Source organism: Aporhodopirellula rubra (assembly GCF_014192335.1).
Classification (GTDB): Bacteria; Planctomycetota; Planctomycetia; order Pirellulales; family Pirellulaceae; genus Rhodopirellula; species Rhodopirellula rubra.
Genome location: NZ_JACHXU010000029.1, coordinates 41837 through 59079, shown reverse-complemented (window position 1 = coordinate 59079; position 17243 = coordinate 41837). Strand labels below are relative to the sequence as shown.

Sequence of the window (17243 nt, the reverse complement as noted above, 5' to 3'; positions counted from 1 at the left end):
GATGTCCGATCTTCCTCCCTACGACTCCTTTTTACTGGTCTCGTTCGGTGGCCCCGAAGGCCAGGACGACGTCATGCCGTTTCTCGAAAATGTGCTGCGGGGCAAAAACGTTCCCCGCGAGCGAATGCTCGAAGTCGCTGAGCACTACGCTCACTTTGACGGCATCAGCCCGATCAACCAACACAACCGCGAACTGCTCGCCGCGATCAAATCCGAATTCGAAGCCAACGGAATCGACTTGCCCGTTTACTGGGGCAATCGGAATTGGACACCGTACTTTTCAGAGACACTGCGTCAGATGAAAGCCGACGGGTGCAAACGGACGCTCGCGTTCTTCACCAGCATGTTCAGTTGCTACAGCGGTTGCCGGCAATATCGCGAAGACATCATTGCCGCGCGCGAGGAAGTCGGGGACGGCGCGCCGATCGTCGAGAAGGTCCGCATGGGCTTCAACCATCCCGGATTCGTCGCGGCCATGGCGGACAACATTCAAACCGCTGCCAAGTCGATTGACGTTTCACCGGGTGAAACGAAAGTGCTGTTCACCGCGCACAGCATCCCGATGGGCATGGCCGACAACTGCGATTACGAGAAACAACTCCGCGAGTCCAGCCGACTCGTCGCAGAAGCCTGCGGGGCGACGGATTGGGATCTTGTTTATCAAAGCCGCAGCGGTCCGCCGAGCCAACCATGGCTCGAACCCGACGTCCTCGACGCGATCGCTCGGCTCGACGACGAACAAAAGCTGTCGTCACTGATCGTGCTCCCCATCGGTTTCGTCAGCGATCACATGGAAGTGCTCTTCGACCTCGACGAAGAAGCGGCCGCCTTATGCCAGGAACGCAATATCAAGATGGCTCGTGCGGCCAGCGCCGGAACTCACCCCGAGTTTGTGTCCATGATCCGCGGCCTCGTGTCGGAACGTCTCGGGCTGACAGACGAAAAACCTGCGATCGGCGATCTTGGCCCATGGCACGACGTCTGCCCCCAGGACTGCTGCACTTACACACCCCGTCGACCGCCGTCCCCGGTTGGGGCAGGGCGACCGAATCGCTAAAGTTTGCGAGTGGCATTTCCGAGCTGACTAGCGTCCCTCACGTGTCCGAATTCGTCCTCACCACCCAACCTCCAATCCCCTAAACCAATCAACACCATGCCACGACTCGCCCATCAAGTTTTCTTCAAACTCAAAAACCGCGATGAAGCGTCGGTCACCAAACTGCTCGACGCCTGCGAAGAATACTTGACGAATCACGAAGGTACTGTGGACTTCGCCGTCGGCCAACGCGAACCGCGGTACGACCGCCCCGTCAACGCGGACTATGACGTGGCCCTGCATGTCGTGTTTTCAGATCAAGCGGCACACGACAAATACCAGGTTGCCGAGCGGCACTTAAAATTCATCGAACAACAAAAAGACAACTGGGATTCAGTCCAGGTTTTCGACACCAACCTCCGTGACTGATCGCCTCGGCGACCCCATCCCGTTACGTTAACCAACCATTCCTTCAAGAGACTTTACAGAGAGACATACAATGAGCGTTTTGGTCACGCAGCAAGCCCCCAATTTCACAGCAACCGCCGTCATGCCCAACGGCACCTTCAAAGATGATTTTTCGCTCAGCGATTACAAGGGCAAGTATGTGTTGCTGTTCTTCTGGCCTTTGGACTTCACGTTCGTTTGCCCGACTGAAATCATCGCATTCAGCGACCGAGCCAAAGAGTTCGAAGCGCTCGGCGTGAACATCATCGGCGTTTCCGTCGACAGCCACTTCTCGCACCTCGCGTGGACCAACACGCCACGCAACCAAGGCGGCATCGGCAAAACCGACTACCCACTGGTTTCGGATTTGAACAAACAAATCTCGCGAGACTACGACGTGCTGCTCGACGGCGGCGTCGCACTTCGCGGATTGTTCTTGATCGACAAAGACGGCGTCGTGCGTCACCAAGTCGTCAATGACTTGCCACTGGGCCGTAGCGTCGATGAAGCACTTCGCATGGTACAGGCTCTGCAGTACTTCGAAGCCAACGGTGAGGTCTGCCCCGCCAACTGGCAAGAAGGCTCGCGCACGATCAAGGCGGACGTCGAAGGCAGCAAAGAGTTTTTCGGCGCTGAATACTCAGCCAGCTGAACTGAATGTCTAAACGATTGAAAACAGGTATCCCACCACTCGACGACATGTTGGGTGGTGGGTTGTTGCCTGGAAAATTGACCGTGGTGCTCGGCGCCACGGGAATCGGCAAAACGCAACTCGGTGTGAGTTTTGCCAACCAAGGTGCTGCGCAAGAAGGCGAACGCGGAATCTTCTTTGACCTCACCTCGCGAGGCGATTCCCAAAACCATCGCGACTACGCCCGCCGGCTCTTCGACTGGGACCTCGCTCCGGCGACAATCAACGGCCGCGTCAACGCGGAACAAGTTTGGAATCGCGACCAAACCCGACGCGACGTGATGCACCTTTTTCAAGACGCCGGTCGCCGCGTGACGTCCGCGGACATGGACGCCGACGAATGGCGACTTTGGAAAAGCGAACAGATCAAAAAACTGGACCAAGCCATCGCGTTCTTCTATGGCAACTTCGTCCATGGTGTCCGCCGCGCTGTCATCGACGGCATCGAACCGGTCGACCGTGCTGCCGAATCGATCCAGCTCGAATTGTTCGAATACGTCTATCAGCAAATCATTCGCAAAGAACACGATTGGCTCGCTCGAGACCTATTCCGAGTTCACTATCGCGAGAATGCTGAAAAGGTCGCCGAAAAAGCTTACGACCACGAGTCGATCGGTGGCATGCTGCTCGCAACCAGCCACGAAGTTATGCTCGACGATTTGATCACCCGTCCGATCGAGAGCGGAGACCTGCTGTCCAACGCGAACACGATCATCCTGATGGGTAAAATGCGGGAAGGCAATCGAATGGGACGCGCACTTTACATTACCAAACATCGCGGCAGTGCCTGCGACGAGTCGATCGTGCCATACGTGATCGAAGAAAACGGACTCCGGCTGGCTCCCTAGTTTCTCGCCGACGTCCGATGCCGTTATCATCAACGGTGACGTTGACGTGATTCCCCACTCCCTTCGCCCGAGTTACCGCACGATGTGGCAGATTCAAGAACCGACCGCTGATCCGAAAACAGCGGCCATACCGGATTTGACCGGAACCTGGTCATCCGACGGCAAGGACTGGATCTGCTCTGCCTCCGGTGGTGCACGGGGCATCACACTCGGCGACGCCGACAGTAGCTTCCAACTCAGCGTCGCCAATGTTGGCAGCGATACCCTGCCGGTTTCGGGTGAACAATACGTCAGCGGCGATTCGTGGAAAATTGACTATCCACAAGTAACAGGACAATACCGCCTACGTCTGTCGATTCGAGTCGTGCACGCATCGGCCACGCGTATCGTGTGGGAGCCGACTTTTTCGATCCAAACGTCGCTCCTCGACACGGACCCATCGCTGGAATTGACCGCGATCGGCCGTTTCGACGAGACCGCCAACGCGAATCTCCCCGCCGATTTGCCCGATGACGTTTCCGTCTCGGCGATCCGTGCGGGCGACGGCAACGGCCAGCTATTGGTTCTGCTCGGCCCTCAAGACGCCCCTTTTACGAAGCATCGCTCGAGCGGCAAACGCCTCGACTTACGCGTTTTCGGCGAATTTCTTGAAAAAGGCGTCATTCGAAAAGCCCGGCCTTGGGTCATCCTTGACCGCACCGACGCGGGCGTTTCGTCTGAGGACCTGTCACGATATTGCAACGAACTATGCAACACGCCGTTACCACTGACCGCCTGATTCACAGCAATCTTGGGTTCTTCAGTCGGTTTGCCTTTTCAAAAATCTCCCCAGCGGGCAGAATGCGGGTTTCACCAACCGTGCCTCCAATGGCCGATTGGCGTCCAACATCCGCCCATCTCGATCGGCCAATAATTTCGTGGATCGTCGCTTTTCCTCATTCCTTCTCGCTTCCACAGCGTTTTTCCTGATCTACATGTCGCTGCGGACGATGTTCGTGCCGCCGCAGCCGATTGCACCTCCACCGGAACCGGAGGCCGCGGGCCTTGTCGAACCCGCCGAGGTTGCCCAAGTAACACCGGATGCTACCGACACGGACGCTGATTCCGACGACGAATCGGACGCCCCCGTCGTCCGCCCGGAATCGCCGCAATGGACGACTCTCGGATCGATGGATCCGACGAGCGGACATGTGCTGCTCGTCACGCTCAATAGTCGCGGCGCCGGCATCGAACGCATCGAAGTCACCGAACGCAAAGAGAACGGACGACTGAAATATCGCCGGGTCGACGTCCGCAGCGGATACCTCGGCTATTTTGCCGCCGATCCGACCGAAACCGCCAATGGCGTCGTCGTCAACGTTGTCGGACCGGGGACGCCCGCCGCCAATGCCGTTTCGAAATCATCAGGCACTGCCAATGGCTTGCGTGCCGGTGACGAAATCGTCGCCATCAACGCGACCGCGGTCAGTAACATCACGGGCCTGCAAAATGCATTGGAAGATACAAAACCGGGTGACGTCGTCACGCTCGACGTGATTCGAGGCGACGGTCCCGTTATCCAATTTGACGCGACTCTGAGTGAGCATCCTCTCGACCTCGTCCGCCTGGCCGACACCGCAGGTGACGATCAAGTCCCAGGGAACCTATCTCGGTTGTCATCTTTGCTCACGGTTGGAAAGATCGGTCGCCGAGAAATCGCTCCTGGCGAACGTTCGATCGCCGCACTCAACGACCCGAGCAATCTGGTTTGGAACGTCAACAACGACGACAACGCGAACGCCAACTCGCAAACGGTTTCCTTCGACGTCCAACTGAGCGAAAAGGAAGTCCAAGCCGCGGGCGGTCACGCGATCGGTTTGCGGCGTTCCTACACGTTGCATCCGGGCAGTTTTGTGCTCGACATGGACGTGCAAATCGACAACCGGTCCGATGAGTCTCAACAACTCGCCTATCGACTCGAAGGCATCAACGGCGTCACGCTCGAAGGTTGGTGGTACAGCAACAAGATCAGTCCTAACTGGGGCGGCTCGGCTGCCCGCGATCTCGTCTACCGCACCAAAGCCGAAGGCCACGAACTGGTCTCCGGATTCGGACTGCTCAAACGGGCACGCAACGATTCAGTCCCCGATGATCAAAACCTGTTCGCCCCCGATTCTCAGGCTCCCGAACGCGAACTTTCCTACATCGGTGTCGACGCTCAATACTTCACGGTCGCTTACCTCCCCAAGGAAGGCGAGCAAACCCTCAATACGTTCCGCCGCGCGATCGCAACCCTGGCTGCCTCGCCTTCCGAGATTCCAAAGAACAAGGAACGTGCGGTCAATACAACGTTCTATCTCGACAGTGGCGTTGCTGAAGTCCCGGCCGGTTCGAGCTTGAAACAAAGCCTCCGATTGTTCGCCGGCCCGAAACAACCTGAACTGTTCACGCAGTACGGCCTCGATGACTGTATCTACTACGGTTGGTTCTCGTGGCCTGCCAAACTTCTCGGCAAACTCTTGCACGTGCTCTCGGGCGTCGGCAACTACGCGTTGGCCATTTTCCTGCTCACCGTGATCGTTCGTGGAGCCATGTTCCCGCTCTCGCGGAAAGCAGCCGTCAACGCTCAACGCATGCAAGAACTCGCCCCGGAACTGAAGAAGATCTCGGAGCAATACAAAGACGACATGGAGGGCCGCGTTCGAGCCCAACGTGAACTCCAGCAGCGGGTCGGGTTCAACCCGATGTCGGGCTGCCTCCCAATGTTCCTACAACTGCCGATCTTCATCGGTCTCTATCGCACCCTGTCGGTCGATATCGAGCTCCGCCAAGCCGCATTCTCGTCTTGGACGTCATGGGCATCGAACCTCGCCGCCCCCGACATGTTGTACTACTGGGGCGATTGGATGTGGGACTACATGGCCGGTCGCGGAACCGGATGGCTCGGCCCGTACTTCAATATCCTGCCTGTGATCGTGATGGGTCTGTTCTTGGCCCAGCAAAAACTGTTCATGCCTCCGGCGACGGACGAACAGACCGCGATGACACAGAAAATGATGAGCTACATGACGCTCATCATGGGTCTGTTCTTCTTCCGCGTCCCCGCTGGTTTGTGCATCTACTTCATCACGAGCAGCATCTGGGGCATCGGCGAGCGAATCCTGGTTAAGAAAACCCTGCCCAAGACACCCCATTTCGACAAAACCGTCTTGGAAGGCAAAGTCAACCGTCGCGGCGGCAATGATTCTGGCGGCGATCTGGTCACCCCGAGCAAGCCGACTGATTCACCCAATGGCGGCGGATCGTGGGCCGATCGGCTGCGTCAGCGGATGAATCCGGAAGAGCCCGCCGCACCGCTGCCTCGCGACCGAAAACGCCCGAAACCCAACAAGAAACGCAATTAAGCGTTCTCGTCCCCGGTACGCACACCCTGGCGGCCGGTATCGGCCCGGTTGATTCCTGCCGCCGCTGAGCGGCATTCGTGCTGCCTCTGCCCTCAAACCTCCTTCCAAGACCGCCCATTCGCGGCTGGCACTCCGGCCGGACTAGCTCGGGGTCGAGGGCTCGCAGCAGGCGGCCCAGCCGCGACTGTTTCTCCCGGTGTGAGGTGTCGCCCGTTGCGGTTTGCACGCCAGCGTTTATCTTACGCGTCCGGTTTTCCTGTTCCATTTCAACACGCCTTTGGTTCCCCTCCTGTGCTCCGTACCCACACCTGCGGTCAACTCCGTAAATCCGACGTCGGTTCGCCTGTCACCCTTTGCGGTTGGGTTGAAAACAAACGCGACCACGGAGGCGCCGTTTTCATCGACCTGCGAGACCGGTACGGCCTCACCCAAGTCGTTGTAGGACCACCCGAAGCGAACGCCGAACTGATTGACGCCGCCGGACACGTTCCCAACGAGAGCGTCGTCTTGATCCGCGGTAAAGTCGCCGATCGCCTCGAAGGCAAAGTGAACGCGAAACTCGCCACCGGTGAAATCGAAGTACGCAGCGAGCATTTCGAAATCCTTTCTGCCGCCCAAACGCCTCCCTTCACTCCCGGCCAATCCGACCTGCCCGGCGAAGACCTGCGTTTGAAGTATCGCTACCTCGATTTGCGCCGCAAAGAAATGCAGGATGCCCTAATCCGCCGCAGCGAGATCATCAAATGCATGCGAGATTACTTCGCCGAGCACGATTTCATCGACGTCGAAACTCCGATTCTCGGACGCAGCACACCCGAGGGAGCTCGCGATTACCTCGTGCCGAGCCGCGTGCACCCGGGCAACTTTTACGCTCTCCCGCAATCGCCACAGCTCTACAAACAGATTCTGATGGTCGCCGGATTTGACCGCTATGTGCAGGTCGCCAAGTGTTTCCGCGACGAAGACCTGCGAGCCGATCGTCAACCTGAATTCACGCAGCTCGACCTTGAGATGTCGTTCATCGACGCCGACGACATCATGGGCCTGATCGATGGTCTCGTCGCAAAGACCGCCAAACAGGTCCTCGGCAAAGACATCACTCTGCCGCTGCCACGAATGACCTACGAAGAAGCCATGCGTCGCTTCGGCAGCGATGCCCCTGACCTTCGCTTCGGGCTCGAAATCGTTGACGTCACCTCCGTCGCTGCGAAAACGGAATTCCGTGTCTTCCGCGGAACCGCCGACGCCGGCAACTTCGTACGTGGTATTCGCGTTCCAGGCGCGGCCACCCTTTACTCGCGTCGCCAAATCGACGAACTGACCGCCTACGTCCAACAGGACTTCGGCGCTAAGGGACTCGCATGGTTCCGCGTTGAGGACGACCAAACACTGTGGAGCCCGATCGCGAAGAACTTCGATCCGGAACACCTCGCCGAAATTCGCGAAATGCTAGGCGGCGAACCCGGCGACCTCCTGATGTTCCTCGCCGACACATGGGAAGTCACCTGCAAAGGCCTCTCGGGACTCCGCAAACGTCTCGCTACCGAGATGAAGCTTTACTCACCCGGCGATTTGAACTGCAGCTGGGTGACCGAGTTCCCAATGTTCGAGCGTGACGAAGAAAGCGGCCGCTACGTCGCAATGCACCACCCGTTCACAGCACCTTTGGCCGAAGACCTCCCGCACCTCGTCGACTCGCCCGAAAAATGCCGGGCTCAAGCATACGACTTGGTGATCAACGGCAGCGAAGCCGGCGGTGGAACGATTCGGATCCACGACAGCAAAGTGCAATCACAAGTCTTCGAATTGCTAGGCATGGACGAAGAGACTGCCAAGGATCGATTCGGCTTCCTACTCGATGCCTTGCGTTTCGGAGCCCCACCCCACGGCGGAATCGCACTCGGCGTTGACCGATGGGTGATGCTGTTCGCAGGATTGGACAACATCCGCGAAGTCATCGCATTCCCGAAGACTCAAAAGGCGACCGACTTGATGACCCAGGCTCCTGGCGAAGTCGACTCCGCCCAACTCAACGAACTGCAGTTGCGAACGGTCTCGGTAAAGACCTAACACGCCATCGCAATTGAATTCGATGCGAACAAACGCTTGTTAAATAGTCTTTGTTCGATCATTCAGAAAATCCACTCCGGGCTGGGCTTCACCAGCCCGAACGGATCGCGACTCACACCGATCACGACCGGTATTAACCGGTCCCCAAGATCAACAAACGCGGACCGTCGTGCATCTGCGAAAGCATTTCATTCACGAAGTGCCCCGTTAAGCATCGCTGGATTAGGCAGAACTTGGGCCCGCAAAGCCTGATGACATCGGCTAAGTCTCTTTTAAGAACGCTTTAAAGACTTCGTGCAAATGCGTAGGTCTTCAGAAGCAACTACGTTTGCCCGAACTTGGGCCACCGTGTGGCAACGGTGGCTACAACGAAACTGCAAACGCTCTAACCCGCGAGCTACTTCAACCGCAACATCTCAGTGGTATTCAACTCGGGGCCTCCGCCGCGCCCACCGCTGCCGGCACTCGTGTACAACGCACCGTCCCAATAGATAACGCCGGTGCCATGACGCCCAACGGAAAACGTCGATGTGGTTTGCCACTGCTGCGTTCCCGGATCGAACGTTAGGATTTCCGAATATGCGGTCTTCTGTTCGCTACTCTCGCCCCCGGCGACTAGCAGTTTTCCATCGAAGGAAATCGCAAAGCATCCCGCACGCGGTGTCGGCATATCACTCGCCTCGGGCAGTGTCGTCCACGTCGCGTTTTCAATGTCATAAACATCGACTTCGGGGATCGTCAGCGAGAACACCTCTTTGCTCACTCCCGAGGTCTTGCGACCGCCCGCCGCGTAGAGCTTGCCTCCGACAACGGCAACTTGAAAGTGATCGCGAACCCTCGGTGCGCCAGGCAATTGCTCCCATTGCCCGGTTTTGAGATCCAGCCGATCGAGCCAATTCACCCATCCGTCCCAATGTCCGTTGCGGATTCCACATACCAAATACAGTCCGCCGTCATGAATGACTGCCCCGGCACCGCCACGCCGACGGTCTTCGGGAATCTCACTCCCCCACGACCACTCATCCGTCCGCGGGTCGTAGATCATGATACGATCGATCGGCGTTTCGTGCGGGTACCGTCCCGTCATCGCACCGGCCAACCAAATCCGATTTTCCCAAACGACTGGTTGAAAATGGTGAATTTCGATCGGCGGCTTGGCCCCTTGAGTCCACGTCTTTGTCTCCGGATGAAAGATATCAACCGGCTTAATTCGACGACCTCCCATCAGGAAAAACCGACCGTCGCACTCGACGAACGCAGCCTCGTGTCGAGCATGCGGAGCTCCCTCGGTAATCAAGGGCTGCCACCGCATCGGCACACTTGTTTTTTCCGCAATCGCAACATCCAAGGACACGATTGCCCACGCCAACGCGGTCACAACAGACAGGCAAACCCGGAGACGACACAAACTCATGCTAGCTCTCTTCAGCAGACAAAACAGCGATGCGATTACACACCGATCATAGCAACAACACGCCCAAACTGACCGCCCGCTGCGGTGTTCGCATCAAATCATTTGACGCAACTCGCGAACCAATTCACAGCACGCATTCAATCGCGTGCTAGCTAACACCGCTACGACGCGTTTGTTTCTCGGTTGATCACCTGAAGCATCGCTTCACGAATTTGGTTTTGATAGTCCGAGTCGACAATCGGTTGATCGTTGGCGTCGGTGATATAGAACACGTCCGCAATTTGATCCAGGTGCGTATCGATTTTTGCGAATTGAATCGAAACATCATTGGCGAATAACACCTTGGCAATCTCCGACAACAATCCCAACCGATCATACGTGAAGAGCGACAAGATCGTCTGATGGTCAAACGTGTCGTTGTCAAAAATGATCTTGGTCGGCAACAAGTGCACGACCTCAGGCTCGCTGTTGCCTTTCGTCTTCCAAACCCGTCGTGCGGCGGGTAACGGCGCGTCCGGTTCGTCGATCGCTTTCCGGATCACACTACACACTTTCTGAATCCGATCGACGGGCGGTTGATCGGCAAAGTCTGGATCACTGACCCAGAACGAGTCCCACACGAGGTCTTCACCGACAGTCTCGATATTAGCGCGGAAGATCGTCAAACCACACGCATAGAGAGCCCCGGTAATCCGAGCGAACGTCCCGACCCGACGCTCGCCTTGGCGAACCACCACATTGTACCGAACCGCGCCTCCGTCGGGCTCGATCAGTCCCGCACAGTAACAGCCCTCTTCCTTGCCGAGCCATTGTCCAACCTGGATTAGCTCGTGAGCAATCTCCTCGCTGGCGCGATGACGCAGCAGTGACAGCGGCAATTCGCCGACGAGATCCACCACAGAATCGCTGCCACCTGCAGCTCGAATCAACTCCACGGTCTCCTGCCGATGCTGGTCGAGTTCGGGATCGTTCTCGCCGGGAAGATTTCCAGTTTCGAAATACCGACGCGTCCTCAGATACAAATCCTCAATTAACTTCATCTTCCAATCGGTCAGCACGTCAGGCCCAACGGCGATCAGGTCAGCGACACTGTGAACGAGCAACAATTCAAGCCGCCCCACTGATCCCACCTCGGCGGCAAAGTCATGGACGACATCCGGGTCGTTGAGATCATGCCGGAACGCAACCGTGTTCATCAACAAATGTTTGTGTATCAGCCACTGCAACGTCTCCTTTTGACTCGTCTCCAGCTCAAACGCGTCGGCAACTTCACCCGCGATTCGTCGTCCCACCTCGCTGTGATCTTCGTCGTAACCTTTACCCAGATCATGAATCAGAAGTGCTAGGTGCAACAGTGTCTTGTCTTTGATGCGACGATAACGCCGCCCCATCGCACTGTCATCGTCCTCGAACTCGGTTGCCGCCTGCACCGCGCGGAGACAATGAGCATCGACGGTGAATTGATGGTAGGCGTTGAACTGCAATAACCCACGACATCGCCGCATCGCGGGAATCAACTGCTCGATAATCCGCAGCTCATGTAAACGTCGCAGCAATGAGGCCAAACGACCGGGTTGACTCAGCAAAGCCAAGAAAGACTGCACACTCTGCGGATCCGGAGGACTCAAGCGACGGTCCAGCATCGCCACCCGAATCGCCTGCCAGGTCGGATGAGCAATCCGTCGGCGATTCTCATTGGCGAATTGCATCAACCGCAGCACGTCGGGCAAACTCACCGCAAACGATTCGAGCTTTTTAGAGACCACCCAAATGTGCGTCGGCCCCATACGAATCTTGTCATCAATACGCCGCGACAACACCTTCTCGAGCGCCGTCGCGGTGCGAGACCGAGCGCGATGGTCGTCATCGAAAAACGCCGAAACATAACGCACTCCACGTGTATGCTCGAAATAGTCTTGCATGAAATCTTCGACCGGCAAAACCCCCACCTCACCCTGGTATCCCCAGTCACGCGCGATCTCCATTTGCGTTGGTCGATCCAAGATGTCTTGGCTACGCCCGGCACGGAAATGAAGCTCGTGGCGAAGACGAAGCATGAATCCATGTGCCCGCCGCAGCGTCTCCAGATCGTCGCCTGAAAGTGCACCAAGACTGGATAACTGGGCGAGGTCCGTCTGACCGTGCGTGGCAAAACCGAGCCACCGAACCAATTGAATGTCTCGAAGTGCGCCTCGGGATCGTTTGATATTGGGACGAAGCAAATAGATCGTTTCACCCCATTTACGACGCTCTTCGCGCCGCGTCTGGATCGCTTTCTGGTTGAGCGATTTCCAGCGGCGTTTGGCGCCGGCCCGGAATGATTCATAGAACCGGCGATACGTCGTCTCGTCGCCGCACAGCAACCGCGACTCAGTTAACGACGTGTATATTTTTGGATCCGTCCATGCCAGCGAACACGCTTCGGCAGGAGTCCGAACCGAAAAACCGACATCCATGCCCGCGTCGGTCAGGTCGCGAACCAAATTCCCCGCCACCGGAGCGGCACACGACGCACTGATACGAGGCGTCAACAGCATCAAATCCGCATCGCTATAGGGCGACAGGTCCCGACGGCCATGGCCACCATGGGCCACCAAGGCCAGCCGATTGATGTGCTGGCTCTTCGCACCACCAGCAAGAGCCTGTTCAAGCGAATCCTCAAATACCGAACAGACAATCTGATCGTAGAGGTCACTCAGAGCTGTCGCGGTCTGAAAACTCGGCAATCCGGTTCGAAATCTCGCTTCGATCCGGGACCGTCCTTCCGTGAGTTGGTCTCGGTACCGTAGGGCCGTGGATGCTAACGAGATCGATTTAGCCACGGGTTTAAGATCGGACAGCGTAAATTCCGGATGCTCGAGGAAAGATCAACGAGCCGCCATATCGACCCGATAACGAGTCATCAGCACTTAAAGTGCCTCTTCGCCCCGCTCGCCGGTTCGAATCCGTACCGAATCTTCCAGATTGGTGACGAAGATTTTACCGTCGCCGATTTGACCGGTCTGAGCAGTTTGCAAAATCGTGTCGATTACGGTTTGCAAGTTATCGCTGGTGCAGACCACTTCGATTTTGACTTTCGGAACGAAATCGATCGCGTATTCCGTACCGCGGTAAATTTCCGTATGCCCTTTTTGGCGACCGAAACCGCGTACTTCGCTAACGGTCATGCCGTGGATGCCTTGCTCCGTCAATGCGTTTTTAACATCTTCGAGCTTAAAGTGGCGAACGATGGCTTCGACTTTTTTCACGGCAGAGGGCTCCAGCGGATTTAACGAGTTTGCGTGAGACGACCCGGTTGATAGCGGCGTCATGCTGTGGTCGCCGCACGAAGTTGATAGGCGACCGTTCCTGTATCGCCCCATTCTACACGCATGGCAGGGCACTTCACCAGACGGGCAATTTCAACGGAAACCAGCGGAATCCTGCTCAAAAATCACGATATTGGTCCGTCGCCGCACCAACATGGCGTTCTAACCGGCACCCTGAACGCCCTAAACCGACACCGCCGATCCGTCAGCACGACGCCGCAAAAACGGTAGGCAGCCTTTCGGCACCCAAAGAGTCCAGGTAAGCGAACTTTCGCCCCCTCAGCTCTCACGCTCGCACGCCTCGTTTCCAACCGCCCAACGCGACAGACACGATGACAAAACACCTACCCAGCAGCCGGCGGTGCCGGATCGCGCGTCGGCACGAAAATTCCCGCGATAATGAATGCAAGTTGTACCGCAAAGAACACCGCCAACGCCTTGAGCATCCCTTCGGTGAACCCGTAGCTGTGCAACCCGATGCCCAATTCGTTCGTCCCGAACCAACTCCACGCGGTGATGATGTTGCCACCGATCGCCAAGATCGCAAACCCTTTCGCCTTGACCATCCCGTCCCACCGAGCGTGCAGCATCAGAGCGTTCCAGATCACAATCAGCAAAGCACCGTTCTCCTTGGGATCCCAGCCCCAGAATCGTCCCCACGAGTCGTCCGCCCAAAGACCGCCCAACACCGTACCGACGAAACTGAACAAGATCCCGAAACACGACGCTCCGTAGATGACGCGATACAAGTCACGCTTAGCCCGATCGCTCGCGCCGAGCCAACACGAAACCAGATATCCGATCCCCAGCATCCCCGACACCATTGTGGCGACGTAACCGAGTGCGACCGTGATCACGTGAGTCGACAACCAGAATTGAGTATCCAAGACCGCCTGCAACACCCCCATCGTTTCCGCTTGCCCGACCGGCAACGTGATGTAATCGGCGACCCGCAATGTCATGAAACCCGCAAACGCAGCGAGCAAATTGCCGGTCCCGTAACGGAACATCCGCTCCACCACCAAACCAAACAATGCCGCAGCCCAACCGACGAAAATCGCGGACGAGTAGAGGTTGATCACGGGAGCCCGACCGGTGATATAAACTCGCGCCCCGATCACGATCGTGTGCACAATAAACGCAATCACGACCGTGCCCCACACGGCGGTGTTCAAACGCGGTGCGTCGATTGCCATCGCAATCAACCCCAACACGAATGCGAGCGTGTAGATAAAGATCGCAACGTTCGTTGGGCTCGCACTTCCGATCCATCCCTCTAACGAAACGGCCGCGCGATCGTATCCATCAATCGGATACGACTGCACACTCGCCAAGTGCTTGTCCACGGCGGCATTGAAAGCCGCCGCGTCTTCGGCGCCATACGACCGAATCATCTCACTGAACGTGCGAATGCCCGCGGGCGTTTCGCCTTCGCTGAGTCCGTTCTTCGCCATGTCAAAGAACGCGGGCGCGAACGGCGTCCATCTCGGCTGAATCTCATCGGAAACCGCCTCGCTCGGTTTCGGCGGAATCATCGCGGGGGCTTTCATGCTCGCCAAGCTATTCATACGCTCTTCGAGTCGCCGGAGTGCAAAGAGCTGCCGTGTCTGTTCGCTCGTTCCTTCCGGGAAAAAGTCAGCCGGAATCGCGTCAGGGATCGGCAACCGAAACGAAGCTGCCGCGAGCGTGTATTGCCGCGTCCGCATATCAAGTTCGATCAGCTTCTTGTCCTTGAAATCCTGTTCAAGCGTGTCTTTCGCACCGGCTTCACGAACCAAGGTGGTGAACCGTTCGAGGTTATCGCCAATATCCTGCAACGAATACAGCTTGCTCTCACGTCGCTCGAGATCCAACTCCGCGCGAACCTCTTCGGCGTCGATACGGAACATCGGCAATCGGCGAATCTCTTCACTGTCCATGGCGACTTCCATCAACCACTGAACGGCAGACATTTTACGCGTGTCGACGCGTTCTTGGATTTTGGACGGGGCGCCATCGATCGGCAACGAATCTTTGTTCGTCATCGCCTTCAGAGTCTGGCGTGCATACGCATCCAAAGGCATCACTCGCCCGCCGTACTGCACCGGCAGGTTACCGGCGACAGCGAAATCAAACTTCGCATCGCGCTCGGTCGGTCGGCGCATATTCTGCATCGATGAGGCGGGCAACAACAAATAGACAACGCCCAAAACGACGGCCGAAATCCACAACGCCACCGGCCAGCTCGCGCGTTCCTTCTTTTGCCCCCGCTTGAGATCAACTCCCGCACCATCGCCATTGATGACACCGCCCGAAAGCTCATCTTCGCCGAACCGCCCAAACGGATCGGGCTCCAGCGGGGATGACACGTTGCCGCTCGTTTCGCGTCGCCGCCGAGCAATGAATCGAGTCAGCGTTCCCCAGAAGTGGACCAACATCCCCAGCGCCGTAATGCTGCATGCGACGTAGGGGATCAACCATCCCGAATTACGAACCACCTGAATCCCGGTCAGTTCTTTACCGCCAGGCAATTCGGTGTAATTGGATTGATAAAACGTTTCACCGCGATATCGCAACGGGTTGTTCATCCAAACCCGTTCTTTTCGATCATCACCCGTCTCTTCATCAACGATGCGAATGAACGATGAGTAATCACGAGGCGTGTCCGAACCGCTCCAATTCACACGACGAACATCGTCGAGTTGAACCCAGTAAGGCTTGACCTCTCGATGCAAACGCAATCCGAACTCGTAGGTTTCTCCGTCGACCGTGACGGAGTCCATCATGTCTTTGCTCTTGCCGTCCGGCATCAAGATCGCACGATCGTTAATCGAGTGGCTGACCAAGAACGTACCGAGCGACTCGTCCGTGTCGGGGTTGATCAGTTCGATATACGCCGACGGTGTATTCATTTCCATTTTGGCGCCGCCGGACTTACCACGTTCGGCCGCAGACACCTCCAGCCCGATGCCTTTCGTTGCGGGGTTGTCCTTTTTCAATTCAACGAGCGAGGAGTTTTCAAAATACTCAATCACTCGCACGTCCAAAGGCAATGACGGATCACTGAGCACGTCGTCACGGCCCGCAACGTCTACCAACCGCTGCGCCGGAATCGCGGTCACGGTTTGAATCCCGTCTTCGGTCCGAATCAACTGCAACTCGACTTGGTCGAGATTGACAAACGTGTTGGTGGACTGCCCTTCAACAAGGCTGAGCCGCTGTTCGGTTTGCCGGTCGCCGAATGCGAATTGACCAACCATCAACAACCCGACGCCCAGATGCAACAACACGTTCCCGCCCTGTTTTCCAAACGCGATTTGACACCCGACCAACATCACGAGGCCCGCACCGAGCCCCTTGGCTAACTGCCATACGATCCGCAAACCCGGATCGCCAATTCGAAACCCCGTTGCCAACGACACGATGACCGCGACGCCAAGCAACGCCGCCACAACGAAACCTAATCGTTGGAACACAACCGATCGAGCACTCGACGCGGCGACACCGCACGCGATAGCCCCGACCGCCAACGTCGCCATGATCAATGCCCACAACCGCTCGTACCCCAACCATTCCGGCGGCGTACCCTGCAAACCATCGTCGTTATGCCCGAGGAAAACAACGACGCCCGCGATCCCGATTCCGAGTGCCAGGAAAGCAAGCCCCGCGGCGAGTCGACCACCTTTTGCCTGTAACCGGAAACGGGTGATCTTGGCGGCGATCAGGTTCACCATCAACAGAAACCCGATCAATGCACCACCGGTAAACGGAATCACACCCGGAATCGGAGTGTCGTGACGATAGAACGCCTGCGGGAAAAAGTCATCAATATGCAGGGGTGCGATCCAAGAAAGGAAATACCGTTCTTTCACCTCCTGCATGTTCATTTCATCTTGAGCCAACGTCCCGACCAACACCAACACGATCGACAATGCAAACAAGACGACCGTCATCTTAAGCGAGCCAATCGCGGCGAGAAATTGATACGCTATCGATGTCTGCCCCGTCTTCGTACCGACAGGAGAGGAGCGATCAGCGGGGAAATCGGTAGTAACAGAAGCCATGAT

Annotated in this window: 11 protein-coding genes; 7 read left to right on the top strand and 4 right to left on the bottom strand. The window is 57.0% G+C overall.

Going from position 1 to position 17243, the window contains the following annotated elements:
* Position 1 precedes the first annotated feature (1 nt).
* The 7 genes from FHS27_RS27045 to aspS all read left to right on the top strand — a co-directional run bounded on the left by FHS27_RS27045 (position 2) and on the right by aspS (position 8475).
* Positions 2-1057: a ferrochelatase gene (locus FHS27_RS27045; protein ID WP_184308935.1), complete on the top strand. Its 1056-nt coding sequence runs from the start codon at positions 2-4 to the stop codon at positions 1055-1057.
* 96 nt (positions 1058-1153) lie between these two features.
* On the top strand, positions 1154-1465 hold the full coding sequence (locus FHS27_RS27040; RefSeq protein ID WP_044256764.1) for a Dabb family protein: 312 nt from the start codon (positions 1154-1156) through the stop codon (positions 1463-1465).
* 70 nt (positions 1466-1535) lie between these two features.
* Complete coding sequence (locus FHS27_RS27035) at positions 1536-2135, top strand: peroxiredoxin (protein WP_009103239.1); 600 nt, start codon at positions 1536-1538, stop codon at positions 2133-2135.
* A 5-nt stretch (positions 2136-2140) separates the two neighbouring features.
* The gene (locus FHS27_RS27030) at positions 2141-3022 is read left to right on the top strand and encodes an RAD55 family ATPase (protein WP_184308933.1); all 882 of its coding nucleotides are present in this window, start codon (positions 2141-2143) and stop codon (positions 3020-3022) included.
* A gap of 46 nt (positions 3023-3068) precedes the next feature.
* A complete protein-coding gene (locus tag FHS27_RS27025) occupies positions 3069-3800 on the top strand; it encodes a hypothetical protein (protein ID WP_315854708.1) in 732 nt (243 codons plus the stop codon).
* A 139-nt stretch (positions 3801-3939) separates the two neighbouring features.
* Positions 3940-6405, top strand: a complete 2466-nt coding sequence (locus FHS27_RS27020; protein ID WP_184308931.1) for a YidC/Oxa1 family insertase periplasmic-domain containing protein — start codon at positions 3940-3942, stop codon at positions 6403-6405.
* Positions 6406-6696: 291 nt separating this feature from the next.
* Positions 6697-8475, top strand: coding sequence for an aspartate--tRNA ligase (gene aspS, locus FHS27_RS27015; RefSeq protein WP_184308929.1), 1779 nt, complete (start codon positions 6697-6699; stop codon positions 8473-8475).
* A 397-nt stretch (positions 8476-8872) separates the two neighbouring features.
* Here aspS and FHS27_RS27010 read toward each other — a convergent pair whose 3' ends face one another.
* The 4 genes from FHS27_RS27010 to ccsA form a co-directional block, all read right to left on the bottom strand.
* The gene (locus tag FHS27_RS27010; protein WP_184308927.1) at positions 8873-9889 is read right to left on the bottom strand and encodes a Kelch repeat-containing protein; all 1017 of its coding nucleotides are present in this window, start codon (positions 9887-9889) and stop codon (positions 8873-8875) included.
* Positions 9890-10050: 161 nt separating this feature from the next.
* Positions 10051-12711: a [protein-PII] uridylyltransferase gene (glnD, locus tag FHS27_RS27005; protein WP_184308925.1), complete on the bottom strand. Its 2661-nt coding sequence runs from the start codon at positions 12709-12711 to the stop codon at positions 10051-10053.
* Between the two features lie 87 nt (positions 12712-12798).
* On the bottom strand, positions 12799-13137 hold the full coding sequence (locus tag FHS27_RS27000) for a P-II family nitrogen regulator (protein WP_008684605.1): 339 nt from the start codon (positions 13135-13137) through the stop codon (positions 12799-12801).
* Between the two features lie 404 nt (positions 13138-13541).
* Positions 13542-17240, bottom strand: a complete 3699-nt coding sequence (gene ccsA / locus FHS27_RS26995) for a cytochrome c biogenesis protein (protein ID WP_184308922.1) — start codon at positions 17238-17240, stop codon at positions 13542-13544.
* Positions 17241-17243 lie beyond the last annotated feature (3 nt).

Coding starts and splice junctions, on each gene's coding strand:
- FHS27_RS27010 (WP_184308927.1), bottom strand. CDS start 9,889: ATGAGTTTGTGTCGTCTCCGGGTTTGCCTGTCTGTTGTGACCGCGTTG.
- FHS27_RS27035 (WP_009103239.1), top strand. CDS start 1,536: ATGAGCGTTTTGGTCACGCAGCAAGCCCCCAATTTCACAGCAACCGCC.
- FHS27_RS27045 (WP_184308935.1), top strand. CDS start 2: ATGTCCGATCTTCCTCCCTACGACTCCTTTTTACTGGTCTCGTTCGGT.
- FHS27_RS27030 (WP_184308933.1), top strand. CDS start 2,141: ATGTCTAAACGATTGAAAACAGGTATCCCACCACTCGACGACATGTTG.
- ccsA (WP_184308922.1), bottom strand. CDS start 17,240: ATGGCTTCTGTTACTACCGATTTCCCCGCTGATCGCTCCTCTCCTGTC.
- FHS27_RS27040 (WP_044256764.1), top strand. CDS start 1,154: ATGCCACGACTCGCCCATCAAGTTTTCTTCAAACTCAAAAACCGCGAT.